The 12,148-nt window shown below is 59.9% G+C and carries 13 protein-coding genes; 10 read left to right on the top strand and 3 right to left on the bottom strand.

Annotated features, from left to right (window positions below; genetic code table 11):
- Window positions 1-187 precede the first annotated feature (187 nt).
- The 6 genes from ACW9IR_RS17935 (at window position 188) to ACW9IR_RS17910 (ending at window position 5,627) form a co-directional block, all read left to right on the top strand.
- Window positions 188-1,051, top strand: a complete 864-nt coding sequence (locus tag ACW9IR_RS17935) for a putative selenate ABC transporter substrate-binding protein (protein ID WP_102898986.1) — start codon at window positions 188-190, stop codon at window positions 1,049-1,051.
- Complete coding sequence (locus ACW9IR_RS17930) at window positions 1,048-1,845, top strand: phosphonate ABC transporter ATP-binding protein (protein WP_186615688.1); 798 nt, start codon at window positions 1,048-1,050, stop codon at window positions 1,843-1,845. Before ACW9IR_RS17935 ends, ACW9IR_RS17930 begins: the two co-directional genes overlap by 4 nt.
- Window positions 1,839-2,663 (top strand): PhnE/PtxC family ABC transporter permease, encoded by an 825-nt coding sequence (locus tag ACW9IR_RS17925; protein WP_457464463.1) that lies wholly within the window; start codon window positions 1,839-1,841, stop codon window positions 2,661-2,663. The genes ACW9IR_RS17930 and ACW9IR_RS17925 overlap by 7 nt, the downstream gene beginning before the upstream one ends.
- The gene (phnE, locus tag ACW9IR_RS17920; protein ID WP_095118605.1) at window positions 2,660-3,427 is read left to right on the top strand and encodes a phosphonate ABC transporter, permease protein PhnE; all 768 of its coding nucleotides are present in this window, start codon (window positions 2,660-2,662) and stop codon (window positions 3,425-3,427) included. The genes ACW9IR_RS17925 and phnE overlap by 4 nt, the downstream gene beginning before the upstream one ends.
- Before the next feature lie 188 nt (window positions 3,428-3,615).
- A complete protein-coding gene (locus ACW9IR_RS17915) occupies window positions 3,616-5,295 on the top strand; it encodes an MFS transporter (RefSeq protein ID WP_150708481.1) in 1,680 nt (559 codons plus the stop codon).
- 116 nt (window positions 5,296-5,411) lie between these two features.
- Entirely contained in the window at window positions 5,412-5,627 is a 216-nt protein-coding gene (locus ACW9IR_RS17910; protein ID WP_102899366.1) for a hypothetical protein, read from the top strand.
- Between the two features lie 298 nt (window positions 5,628-5,925).
- Here ACW9IR_RS17910 and ACW9IR_RS17905 read toward each other — a convergent pair whose 3' ends face one another.
- From ACW9IR_RS17905 to ACW9IR_RS17895, 3 genes are all read right to left on the bottom strand, one after another.
- Window positions 5,926-6,696 (bottom strand): DUF72 domain-containing protein, encoded by a 771-nt coding sequence (locus ACW9IR_RS17905; RefSeq protein WP_457464460.1) that lies wholly within the window; start codon window positions 6,694-6,696, stop codon window positions 5,926-5,928.
- A 122-nt stretch (window positions 6,697-6,818) separates the two neighbouring features.
- The gene (locus ACW9IR_RS17900) at window positions 6,819-8,606 is read right to left on the bottom strand and encodes a thiamine pyrophosphate-requiring protein (protein WP_102898991.1); all 1,788 of its coding nucleotides are present in this window, start codon (window positions 8,604-8,606) and stop codon (window positions 6,819-6,821) included.
- Between the two features lie 214 nt (window positions 8,607-8,820).
- Window positions 8,821-9,096, bottom strand: a complete 276-nt coding sequence (locus ACW9IR_RS17895; protein ID WP_095118600.1) for a DUF2798 domain-containing protein — start codon at window positions 9,094-9,096, stop codon at window positions 8,821-8,823.
- Between the two features lie 124 nt (window positions 9,097-9,220).
- Between ACW9IR_RS17895 and ACW9IR_RS17890 the strand changes: the two genes are divergently transcribed.
- From ACW9IR_RS17890 to ACW9IR_RS17875, 4 genes are all read left to right on the top strand, one after another.
- A complete protein-coding gene (locus ACW9IR_RS17890; protein WP_102898992.1) occupies window positions 9,221-10,165 on the top strand; it encodes a LysR family transcriptional regulator in 945 nt (314 codons plus the stop codon).
- A gap of 61 nt (window positions 10,166-10,226) precedes the next feature.
- Complete coding sequence (locus tag ACW9IR_RS17885; RefSeq protein WP_102898993.1) at window positions 10,227-11,303, top strand: alpha/beta hydrolase family protein; 1,077 nt, start codon at window positions 10,227-10,229, stop codon at window positions 11,301-11,303.
- 2 nt (window positions 11,304-11,305) lie between these two features.
- Window positions 11,306-11,716, top strand: a complete 411-nt coding sequence (locus ACW9IR_RS17880) for a GFA family protein (RefSeq protein WP_102898994.1) — start codon at window positions 11,306-11,308, stop codon at window positions 11,714-11,716.
- Window positions 11,717-11,764: 48 nt separating this feature from the next.
- Window positions 11,765-12,148: a hypothetical protein gene (locus tag ACW9IR_RS17875; RefSeq protein ID WP_102898995.1), complete on the top strand. Its 384-nt coding sequence runs from the start codon at window positions 11,765-11,767 to the stop codon at window positions 12,146-12,148.

Raw genomic sequence — 12,148 nt, 5'->3', positions numbered from 1 at the left:
TCAACAGATCGCAGCGTGCCGCAACGCCTACAGGGACAGGGCGTAAAACATCGTAAAGCTCCAATGCTGGCCTTTGCCGCCTCGAATGCGTATAACCTCGCCGTTTCGTCTACCCTGACTTTGCGCCCCGCGTTGATCCTGCAGCGGCGGCCTATCGCCTTTTGACGCTTACGAAACGGAGAATTCCATGCTCAAACGCACCCTGGCACTGACCGCCGGCCTGGCCCTGTCCTTTACTAACTTGATGGTGCAAGCCGCTGACGTGTTGCGCGTCAGCGCGATTCCCGATGAAGCCCCGACCGAGTTGCTGCGCAAGTTCGAACCGCTGGGCGCTTATCTGGAACAGCAACTGGGCATGAAGGTGCAATTCGTGCCGGTGGCCGATTACCCGGCAGTGGTTGAAGCGCTCGCGACCGATCGCCTCGACATGGCCTGGCTCGGCGGCTTCACGTTTGTGCAGGCGCGCTTGAAGACCGACGCGACCACGCCGGTCATTCCGTTGGTGCAACGTGAACAGGACGCGCAGTTCACCAGCAAATTCATCACTGCTGACCCGAACGTGAAGAGCCTGGCGGATCTGAAGGGCAAGACCTTCGCTTTCGGTTCGGTGTCGTCCACCTCCGGCAGCCTGATGCCGCGTTACTTCATGCTGAAAAACGACGGCATCAAGCCTGAGGGTTATTTCAGCCGCGTCGCCTACTCCGGCGCGCACGATGCCACCGTGGCCTGGGTGCAGGCTGGCAAGGTTGACGCCGGTGTACTGAACGCCAGCGTCTGGCAGAAACTGGTCGATGCCGGCAAGGTCGACACCAACAAGGTCAAAGTCTTCGCCACCACGCCGACCTACTTCGATTACAACTGGACCGTGCGCGGCACCCTCGACCCAGCTCTGGCGGCGAAGATCAAAAAAGCGTTCCTCGATCTGGACCCGGCCAACCCGGAGCAGAAAAAGATTCTGGATCTGCAGGCCGCCAGCCGTTTTATCGAGACCAAGCCTGAGAACTACAAGGGCATCGAGGAAGCCGCCCGCGCTGCCGAACTGCTGAAATGACCCTGAGCCTCAACCAGGGCAGCCTGCGCCACGCCAATGGCGTCGACGCCCTGCGCGGTGTCGATTTGCAGATTGGCGTCGGCGAACAGGTCGCGATCATTGGCCCGTCCGGGGCCGGTAAATCGAGTTTGCTCAACCTGCTGGCTACCGCGTTGCGGCCCAGCAGCGGTGAAATTGAAGTGTTGGGTGAACGCGCCTGGCACTTGTCCGCCCGCCAACGCCAACGCCTGCGTGCGCGAATCGGTCTGGTGCATCAGGCACCGCCGTTGCCCCCACGTCAGCGTGTGGTGACGGCGGTACTGGCCGGCAAGCTCGGCCAGTGGAGCCTGGGCAAAAGTCTTTTGAATTTGTTGCATCCGCTGGATGTGGCCGGTGCGCGCGCGGCGTTGGCGCGGCTGGATCTGGGCGACAAATTGTTCGCCCATTGTCAGCAACTGTCTGGCGGTCAGCTGCAACGTGTTGGCATCGCTCGCGTGTTGTATCAGGCGCCGGAAATTCTGCTGGCCGATGAGCCGGTGTCGGCGATGGACCCGGTGATGGCCGGGCACACGCTGTCGATCCTCTCGCGGCACGCCCGCGAACATAACGTCACGCTGGTGGCGAGCCTGCATGCGGTGGATCTGGCGTTGTCGCACTTCCCTCGGATCATCGGTTTGCGCGACGGGCAGATTCTGTTCGACAGCCCTTCTGATCGCGTCACCCCGGAAATGCTCGATGCGCTGTACGCCAATGAAAAACTGCAATCGCCGACCGCTGCAGTGGCGCCTTTGACTGTGCAGATTCCACGATGCTGAATGGCGATTCACGGGATCCGGCGGCGTGGCCGCGATTGCTGCTGACGTTGCTGGCGATTGCCTTGCTGTGGCCGGGCGTTCAGCTCAGCGAGTTGAATCTGGGCGTGCTGCTGCCCGACAGCCAGAATGAAATGGGCCGTTTTGTCGCGCAGTTCTGGCCACCGGCGCATGACGAAGGGTTTCTCCAACTGCTGCTCAAAGCCACCCTGCAAACCTTGGCCATCGCCACCGCCGGCATGGCATTGGCGCTGTTGTTGGCGATACCCGCAGGGCTGATTGCCAGCCGCGCGCTGTCGCTGTCCGCCGCCTCGCGCGGTGGCGTGCCAAGCCGCTTGGGGCGCCTGTTGCGCTGGCCGGTGCGCGGTTTGCTGATCTTTTTGCGCAGCGTGCCGGAAATCGTCTGGGCGCTGTTGTTTGTCCGCGCTGTTGGACTGGGTCCGGCGGCGGGCGTACTGGCGATTGCCATTACTTACAGCGGCATGCTCGGCAAGGTCTACGCGGAGATTTTCGAGTCGACTGACCAGCGCCCGGCGCATGCATTGTTGCAGGCCGGCAGCGGCCGACTGGCAGCGTTTGCTTACGGCACGTTGCCCAATGTGGCGTCGGAACTGCTGTCGTATACGGTCTATCGCTGGGAGTGCGCGATCCGCGCATCCGTGGTGATGGGGTTTGTTGGCGCCGGAGGGTTGGGTCAGCAGATTGACCTGTCGATCCGCATGTTCGCCGGCGGTGAAGTCGCCAGTATTCTGCTGTGCTTCCTGATTCTGGTATTGGTCGCCGACCAACTCAGCCGCTTGCTGCGCTGGAGGCTGACATGAATCGCCTGCTCAACCTGCTGCTGATCGCGGCCATTGCGTTGGCGGTCATCGCCTCCTTCGTTTATCTGGGGCTCGATCTCGGCGAACTGGGCAGCGCCACCAGCCTCAAGCAGATGGGCGCATATGTGCAGCGCTTTCTGAGCCCGGATCTGAGCGCGGATTACCTCAAGGCAATTTTCCACGGCTCGTTGGAAACGTTGGCGATGTCGGCCCTCGGCACGCTACTCGCGGCGGTGTTCGGCATCGTCCTTGCGTTGCCTGCCGCCGGGCGTTTCGGCTGGCCGCTGCAAAGCGCCTCGCGCCTGCTGCTCAATGCCTTGCGGGCGATTCCGGAACTGGTCTGGGCCGCGCTGATGGTACTTGCCGCCGGCCTTGGCCCGAACGCCGGCACCCTCGCCCTCGCTCTGCACACCACCGGCGTGCTCGGCCGATTGTTCGCCGAAGCACTGGAAAATACGCCGCCGCAACCGGCCGAAGCGATTCGATTGCAGGGCGGCAATCCAATCCTTGCGTTCTGCTACGGCACACTGCCGAACCTGGCGCCGCAACTGCTCGCCTACATTCTGTATCGTTGGGAAAACAATATTCGCATGGCCAGCGTGCTGGGATTTGTCGGCGCCGGCGGGCTTGGGCAGATGCTTTATGTGAGCCTCAGCCTGTTTCAGGAAGCGCAAGCCAGTACGGTGATTCTGGCAATGCTGGTGCTGGTGTTTGTGGTCGACTGGCTGAGTGCGTGGAGTCGTCAGCGCTGGGTCAAAGCCTGATGCGCGGGCCGGCGGGTGGATATCTGGCAAAAGCTGATTATGCTTCAGGAAACCTTGCAGCCATGCGAGGCAGTCAGACTGTGCAAGTTTCACGCGAGAGCAGTTGCGGCATACGCCACAAGGCCAGAGTGCGATAAGCGGTAACGGGGGACTCCGGCCTTCAACAATAAGCACGACGGAGAACACCCATGGCCACAATCGACACAGCATCCACCGGCAGTCCACCGCGCAGCGGCGGCATCACCAAGGAGGAACGCAAGGTCATCTTCGCGTCTTCCCTGGGCACGGTTTTCGAGTGGTACGACTTTTACCTGTACGGCTCACTGGCGGCGATCATCGCCAAGCACTTCTTCGCCGGCGTCAACGAAACCACCGCGTTCATTTTTGCCCTGCTCGCCTTTGCCGCCGGGTTCGCGGTGCGGCCGTTCGGGGCGATCGTGTTCGGCCGGCTCGGTGACATGATCGGACGCAAACACACGTTCCTCATCACCATCGTCATCATGGGTGTCTCGACAGCGATTGTCGGTATTTTGCCCGGCTACGCAACCATCGGCGTCGCCGCACCGGTCATTCTGATTACCCTGCGCTTGCTGCAAGGTCTGGCGCTGGGTGGTGAGTATGGCGGCGCAGCGACGTATGTGGCTGAGCATGCGCCACGCAACAGGCGTGGTTTCTTCACCTCGTGGATTCAAACCACCGCGACGCTCGGCCTGTTTCTGTCGCTGTTGGTGATCCTCGCTTGCCGCACGGCGCTGGGCACTGAAGCCTTCGAAGCGTGGGGCTGGCGGATTCCGTTTCTGCTGTCGATCCTGCTGCTGATCGTCTCGGTGTACATCCGCCTGCAACTGAGCGAGTCGCCGGTGTTCCAGAAAATGAAGGCTGAAGGCAAGGCGTCGAAAGCGCCGCTGACCGAATCCTTTGCGCGCTGGGACAATCTCAAAGTGGTGATCATGTCACTGCTTGGCGGTACGGCCGGGCAAGCGGTGGTCTGGTACACCGGGCAGTTCTATGCGCTGTTTTTCCTGCTGCAAACGCTGAAGATCGACCCGCAAACCGCCAACCTGCTGATCGCCGGCTCACTGCTCATCGGCACGCCGTTCTTCGTGATTTTCGGCAGTCTCTCCGACCGGATCGGGCGCAAGCCGATCATCATGGTCGGCTGCATTCTGGCGGCGCTGACCTACTTCCCGATCTTCCACGCGCTGACCCAGTACGGTAACCCCGATGTGTTCATCGCCCAGGAGAAGAACCCGGTCAAAGTCATCGCCAACCCCGACCAGTGTTCGTTCCAGTTCGACCCGGTGGGCAAGGCCAAATTCACCAGTTCCTGCGACCTGGCCAAGACCCTGCTGGCGAAGCGGGCGATCCCGTATGAAAACGTGATTGCCGAACCCGGCACCGTCGCGCAAGTGCGCATCGGCGACAAAGTCGTCGAGAGCTTCGAAGGCAGTGCGCTGCCAGCCGCCGACTTCAAGACCCGCAACGATGCGTTCACCGCCACCCTCGGCACCGCGCTCAAGGAGGCCGGTTATCCGGAGAAAGCCGATCCGGCGAAAACCAACTACCCGATGGTCCTGCTCCTGCTCACCGTGCTGGTGATCTACGTAACCATGGTCTACGGCCCGATTGCGGCGTGGCTGGTCGAGCTGTTCCCGACCCGTATCCGCTACACCTCGATGTCGCTGCCCTATCACATCGGCAACGGCTGGTTCGGCGGTTTCCTGCCGACGGTGGCGTTCGCCATGGTTGCCGCGACCGGAGATATTTATTACGGCTTGTGGTACCCGATCGTGATTGCGGTGATGACGGCGATACTGGGTACGTTCTTCCTGCCGGAAACCAAGGATCGCGACATTCTCAAGGATTGAACACCGTGCGCGCCCTCTCCATCGCGGGAGGGCGCCATTCGGCACAACCCGGCAAAAATATCGAACGCCTACCGCACTGCCCGCCTCCAATGTTTACACCACTGGAGGTCACCAACATGAACAGCAACGATAAAACCCCGAACGCCCCGCCAACCGATACGTCCGGCAAACCGGTGAACGTAGTCGAGCGCGATCTTCAAGACCGGGACGATGAAACCGAAGCCGTGGATAAGGTCATCACGCCCTCGTCCACAAGAGTGAAGGAGCAGGACGCCGAGACGCTGCAGCGCAAGATCGATGAGATCGAACGCAAAGTGGCCGATGGTAATTAGTGGTATTGAAGGCGATCGCGACAGTCTGTTGGATCTGCCCCCTCACCCCAGCCCTCTCCCCCCAGGGGGCGAGGGGGAAAGGGAGCCGATTTGTGTGCTTTTCAAATCTTGCGTTCAACTCGGTATTTCAAGTCGGCGCAACTTGCACAAACACCTCGGTCAGTCCCCTCTCCCCACGGGGTGAGGGGGAAAGGGAGTCGATTTGTGCGCTTTTCAGATCTTGCGTTCAACTCGGTCTTTCAAGTCGGCGTCATTTGCACAAACACCTCGGTCAGTCCCCTCTCCCTCTGGGAGAGGGCTAGGGTGAGGGCTTCTTCGCCGGGTTGAGTTTCACGGCCGCACATATCTGCTCCCAATCGGCCGTCAGTGTGGCCAGCGTCAAGGCGTTGCCCAGCGCTGCGCCGCTGGCGGTGTTGTCGAATATGCACCAGGTCGCAGCACCTTCTGCGGCCGCCGATTGCAGAGCTTGTGTGAGGTCTAGCAGATAAGTTGAATCGTAGGTGCTGTGGTAAATGCGTGGTGAGCCATGCAGGCGCCAATACTGAGTTCTCGTCCAGCCGCTTGGCGAAACATCACGACTGATGCGCGAAGGATCGACTGCTGCTCGTGCGATCTGATGAGTCATTAACATCGACTCGGCGCTGACCCACGATTCATGCCTTGGCTCGAGCACCACTGCGCCGGAGAACCGTTCGCGCAACGTCGTGAGAAAGGCTTCGGCGATGGCTTCGTTGTACGCCAGTGATGGCGGTAATTGCACAAGCAAGCAACCGAGGCGCTCGCCCAACCCGCCGCATTCAGTGAGAAACTTGTCCATCGCCGCCTCGCAACCCGCCAGGCGTAATTCATGGGTGATGTGTTTGGGCATTTTCACCGAAAAGCGAAAGGCCTCCGGTACACCGTCGGCCCAACGCTCATAGGTTTGCAGACGATGCGGACGATAGAACGAGCTGTTAATTTCCACGCAGTTGAGGCGCGCGGCATAGCGCTGCAAGTGCGAGCCTTCCACCGGAAATGCCGGCCAATACTCGCGCCCCAGACTCCAGCCTGCACAGCCCACATAAATCAAAAGTCCACCTCCTGACCTGTAGGAGCTGCCGAAGGCTACGATCTTTTGATTTTGTTTTTAAAGATCAAGATCAAAAGATCGCAGCCTCCGGCAGCTCCTACAGTTGTCTGTCGATTTACCGGTTACTTTTTGCCGGGCAACACCGCTCCCAGCACCTGTTTCGCAGTCTGCACGATCACCCCCGCCTCATCCGGATCGCCCTTGAGCAATGTCGTGGCGAATTTCTTCGCCTGCTCAAGCTTGATGTGCGGCGGTAACGGCGGCACGTTCGGGTCGGTCTTGAACTCGATCACCACCGGCACCTCCGAGGCCAGTGCCTTTTCCCAGGCAGCGGCGACGTCTTCTTCGCGATCGACAAAAATGCCTTTCAGGCCAATGGAAATGGCAAACAAGTGATAAGGCACGTCCGGAATACTTTGCGAAGCTTCGAACTTCGGATCGCCCTCCATCACCCGCTGTTCCCAAGTGACCTGATTAAGGTCCTCGTTGTTGAACACCGCGCAGATCCATTTCGGACTCGCCCATTGCCGCCAATACTTGGCGACGGTAATCAGTTCGGCCATGTTGTTCATCTGCATCGCACCGTCGCCCACCAGCGCGATGACTGCACGTTCGGGATAGGCGAACTTGGCGGCAATCGCGTAAGGCACCGCAGCGCCCATGGACGCAAGTCCGCCGGACAATGAGCACTGCATGCCACGGCGGATTTTCAGATCACGGGCAAACCAGTTGGCGCACGAGCCGGAGTCGCTGGTGATGATTGCCTCATCGGGCAGGCGCGGCGACAGCTCATACACCACCCTTTGCGGGTTGACCGGGTCGGCTTTGGCCATCGCACGTCTTTCCAGGGTTTTCTCCCAGCTACCGCGCCAGCCTTCGACTTTCTTGCGCCACTTGCTGGAGGTTTTCTGTTCGAGCAGTGGTAATAACGCGGCTAGGGTTTCCGCCGAATCGCCGACCAGATTGACTTCCATCGGATAGCGCAGGCTGAGCATGTCGGGTTGCAAATCGATCTGCACGCCACGGGCCTGACCTTCCTTGGGCAGGAACTCCGAGTACGGGAAACCCGAACCGATCATCAACAAGGTGTCGCATTCGCTCATCAGTTTGTAGCTCGGCTCGGTGCCGAGCAGGCCGATGCTGCCGGTGACCCAAGGCAAATCGTCCGGCAACACGGCTTTGCCCAACAGCGCCTTGGCGACGCCGGCGCCGAGTTTTTCCGCCACCGCGATGACTTCATCAGTCGCTTGCAATGCCCCGGCGCCGACCAGAATCGCGACCTTTTCGCCCGCGTTCAAAACGTCGGCGGCACGCTGCAGATCGACGTCATAAGGCAGCACTTTGGGTTTCGCATAACCGACCCCGGAATGCGCAGTGCCATGGGCGCGCGCCGGTGCTTGGTATTTCAGCTCCTGCAAATCGTTGGGCAGAATGAGCGCGGTTACCCGACGTTCGCCCACGGCCGTGCGCACTGCCCGATCGAGCAAATGCCGCACCTGCGAAGGCGCGGATGCTTGCTGCACAAATGCCCCGGCGACGTCCTTGAACATCGACACCAGATCAAGCTCTTGCTGATAGTGACTGCCGAGCGCCGTGCGCGCCTGCTGGCCGACGATGGCCAACACCGGCATATGGTCCATACGTGCGTCGTAGAGGCCGGTGATCAGGTGCGAGGCACCTGGCCCGGAAGTGGCGATGCACACACCCAACTCACCGGTGAACTTGGCATGCGCCGAGGCCATGAACGCGGCCATTTCCTCATGCCGTGCCTGGACGAATTCGATCTTTCCCTTGGCCCGGCTGAGCGCGCCGAACACGCCGTTGATGCCATCCCCCGGATAGCCAAAAATCCGCGTAACGCCCCACTCGCTGAGCCGTTCAACCAGAAAATCCCCCACTGTCATCGTCATCTCGATCCTCGTCTTTCTCCGCTGTATGGAGCTGTCCCGGCAGAACATCTGCCAAGAGGTGTAAGGGTCTGGACAGTCGGGTTGTTGGCGAAGTTTCGATTGATTTCCTCGGGCCAATCCTTGTTTGTTTTTTTGAGTCCCCCACAAGACTTGTCGATCGACGGTGAGGCCGCTCGCGAAGGCGCCAGAACAGTCACTGCTGAGACGGGGCCTTTCAACGATGCGGATGCACCGTCCACGCCACCAGTTTCACCACAATCGGCCGCACGACGAGGATGCACAAAAACGCCACGGGCATCGCCAGCTTGTAGGCGTGCAAGGCATTACTCAGGTAGTCGTTATCAATGCCCGAGTTGGCGGCGGTGATCACCAGCGACATCAGAAACGCCATGATCGTCGCCATGTACAACGCGAACACATACGGCGTGGCACGTGGCGACAGCTTGCGGCGGCTGATGAGCAAGGCTTCGGAGCTTGTCGGTTGATTCATATGGCGTTTCCATCCGTTGACAGGGAGACCGCACGTTAGCAAAGCAGCCCCCGAGCAACTAGACGCTCAATCGCAGGTACTTTATAAAGCAGAACTTACGAATCAACCCTGAACGGGACGATGAATGAATCTGTTAACTGCGATTGCCAGTTTTATCAAAGTAGTGGAATCGGGCTCGATTGTCGGCGCCGCCAAGACGCTGGGCGTCAGCGCGGCGGCGGTGAGCCAGACGATCAACCGGCTGGAAGCACACCTCGGCGCGCGCTTGTTGCAACGCACCACGCGCAGCATGGCACTGACCGAAAACGGCGCGGTGTATTACGAGAAAGTCCGGCGCATTGCAGCGGATCTGGAGTCCGCGCAGAGCTCGATCAATAGCGATGAAACCGAGTTGCAGGGCCGTCTGAGCATCGCCTCTACTTCCGCGTTCGGCCGCCATGTATTGGCGTCACTGATCGCCGGTTTCGCCGCGCAACACCCACGCCTGCTCATCGAACTCTCGACCACCAACGGCAAGATCAATCACATCCAGGACGGCATCGATCTGAGCCTGCGGATCAGGCCGCAACTGGAGGACGGTATCGTCGCGCGCAAGATCGTTTCGCTGCCCTTCATCATGTGCGCCGCGCCGGCCTATCTGCAGCGCGCCGGGTGGCCGCAATCGCCAGATGATTTGCACAACCACGCCTGCCTGGCCTTTCGTTATCCCTTGGACGGGCGCTTTCTGCGCTGGAGTTTTATCCGTGACGGCCAGCGTTTCGACGCCAATATCAATGCCACCGCGATCAGCGATGACATCGATGCGCTGGCGCAAATGGCTGTTTACGGGGCCGGGGTCACAAGGCTGGCAGAGTTCGTGGCGGCACCTTATCTGGCGAGCGGGCAACTGGTGCCGCTGCTCGAACATAGCGACGCCGTCGCCGAGCCGATGGATATCTACGCCTGCGTTCAGGAGCGCGCGGCGATGACGCCGAAGGTCAAGGCCTTCCTGGATTATCTGAGCGCAGATCTGATCGCACGCTGGCCGACAACAAATGTTTTCGTCGAAGGGTTCAAAGACACTCGCTGAAGCACACGAAATCAGTCAAAGTCCGCTTCGCACAATCGGCCTATCACGGAAGATAACAACAATGAAAAAATCTCTCGGCGCGCTGCTTCTGATCGGCTTGAGCAGCCACGCATTCGCTGACGCTCAACCCGTTGGTTTCCAGTACGCCACGCTGGCGGATCCACGTAACGAGCGCCCAGTGGAAATGGTCGTCTGGTACCCCGGTTCGACCACGGCCAAGACGCCACAATTATTCGGCGACAACCCGGTCTTCGTTGGCGCACCGGCGGTGCTCGACGCCCCGGTCGCCAAGGGCGAGCATCCATTGGTGGTGCTATCCCACGGCAATGGCGGAAGCTGGATCAACCAGACCTGGCTGGCCAGTGCTCTGGCGCATCAGGGTTACATTGTCGCGGCAGTCAACCATCCCGGCACCACCAGCCGCGATCGCAGTCCGCAAGCAGCGGCACAGTTGTGGCAGCGTCCCGTTGACCTCAGTCGGGCCATCGATGCAGTGACGGCCCAACCGGAAAAATTCGGCGCAGTGGCCAAGGATCGAATTGCCATCGTCGGCCATTCTCTCGGCGGCTGGACGGTACTCGAAGCCGGCGGTGCACGCTTCGACCCCGAGCGCTTTGCCGAAGACTGCAAAGTCCATCCGCAACTGGCCAGTTGCACGGCATACAACCAAATGAACACGGCAAGCACCGCGCAATCGAAAGCCCGACTGGCCGCCGATTTGCGTGACAAGCGCGTGACTGCCGTGGTTTCACTGGACCTGGGTCTGTCGCGCGGAATGACCGATGCAAGTCTGGCGGCCTACCCCGTGCCGATCCTGGTGATCGCTGCCGGCGTACCGTCGAAAGAATTGCCTGCGCAACTGGAATCCGTCGATCTCGCCAAACGCCTGCCGAAAACCTTATCGCGTTACGTCGAGATCAGCGACGCCAGCCATTTCACGTTCATGGCGATCTGCAAACCCGGCGCCGTGGCCATGCTTGACGAGGACGTGCCAGGCGACAGCATTATCTGCACCGATGGCGAGGGTGGCCGCCCGCGTGCGCAGATCCAGCAACAAGTGATTTCCCTCATCACCGGATTCCTGGCGCAGTCACCTGACAGCCTGAAACAAACCGTCACTTACAAGGAACCGCAATAACAATGCTGACGCCCTCCCCTCAGACCTTCCGGGGCAGTTGCCTGTGCGGAGCGGTGAAATACCAGATCCGCTCACGGCCCAAAGCGCTTTCGCACTGCCATTGCAGCCAATGCCGCAAAAGCCACGGCGCGGCGTTTGCCAGCTATGGCAGCGTGCTGCGCCAGAACCTGGAATTGCTGGAGGGCGCCGAACAGCTCAAGGCCTATCAGTCTTCGCAATCGGTACAACGCCAGTTCTGTCTGAACTGCGGCTCGTCGCTGTTCTGGGCAAACCATCAGGGTGAGTACCGCGACTGGATTTCGGTAGCCCTGGGCACGCTGGACACGACGTTCACCACGGAAAAACAGCAACACGTCGAAGTGACGTCGAAAGCACCGTGGTTTGAAATCAAGGATCAATGGCCGCAGCGCTGAGCGTGAAAGATTCAATCATCAAACGTTGTTTCACCCTTTGGAGATCAGATGAAACGCTCAAAAATAGCGGCCTTCTCTGCGCTGGTAATGGCCGCAATAAGCGTCATTGCGCTGCAGATGTTTCTGTACGACGCCGAAATAACCATGGCTCAGGCATCCATGGGCAGCGTGCCAGTTCAATTGGTCGCAGAAATCCTCATCGCCATCGCCACTCATCTGTTCGTCGTCCTGATGGTGCCAATGCTCTTGATCGCCTACAGGAAATACCTCGCCGGCTATGCGGTGCTTGCTCTGTCCCTAGCTGCCTACACCCAGATGACCACAGGCCTGGGTGTGATCGGGCCGATGATCGCGATCATCGCCGTTTCGATCCTGGGTTTTTATGGCTTCAGAAAAACCAGCGAATGGGTACGTTATATGCGCGCAAAATAA

It is taken from the genome of Pseudomonas sp. SDT291_1_S447 (assembly GCF_054070155.1).
This window is presented reverse-complemented; position numbering and strand designations above follow the sequence as displayed.

Coding starts and splice junctions, on each gene's coding strand:
- ACW9IR_RS17935 (WP_102898986.1), top strand. CDS start 188: ATGCTCAAACGCACCCTGGCACTGACCGCCGGCCTGGCCCTGTCCTTT.
- ACW9IR_RS17930 (WP_186615688.1), top strand. CDS start 1,048: ATGACCCTGAGCCTCAACCAGGGCAGCCTGCGCCACGCCAATGGCGTC.
- ACW9IR_RS17925 (WP_457464463.1), top strand. CDS start 1,839: ATGCTGAATGGCGATTCACGGGATCCGGCGGCGTGGCCGCGATTGCTG.
- phnE (WP_095118605.1), top strand. CDS start 2,660: ATGAATCGCCTGCTCAACCTGCTGCTGATCGCGGCCATTGCGTTGGCG.
- ACW9IR_RS17915 (WP_150708481.1), top strand. CDS start 3,616: ATGGCCACAATCGACACAGCATCCACCGGCAGTCCACCGCGCAGCGGC.
- ACW9IR_RS17910 (WP_102899366.1), top strand. CDS start 5,412: ATGAACAGCAACGATAAAACCCCGAACGCCCCGCCAACCGATACGTCC.
- ACW9IR_RS17900 (WP_102898991.1), bottom strand. CDS start 8,606: ATGACGATGACAGTGGGGGATTTTCTGGTTGAACGGCTCAGCGAGTGG.
- ACW9IR_RS17895 (WP_095118600.1), bottom strand. CDS start 9,096: ATGAATCAACCGACAAGCTCCGAAGCCTTGCTCATCAGCCGCCGCAAG.
- ACW9IR_RS17890 (WP_102898992.1), top strand. CDS start 9,221: ATGAATCTGTTAACTGCGATTGCCAGTTTTATCAAAGTAGTGGAATCG.
- ACW9IR_RS17885 (WP_102898993.1), top strand. CDS start 10,227: ATGAAAAAATCTCTCGGCGCGCTGCTTCTGATCGGCTTGAGCAGCCAC.
- ACW9IR_RS17880 (WP_102898994.1), top strand. CDS start 11,306: ATGCTGACGCCCTCCCCTCAGACCTTCCGGGGCAGTTGCCTGTGCGGA.
- ACW9IR_RS17875 (WP_102898995.1), top strand. CDS start 11,765: ATGAAACGCTCAAAAATAGCGGCCTTCTCTGCGCTGGTAATGGCCGCA.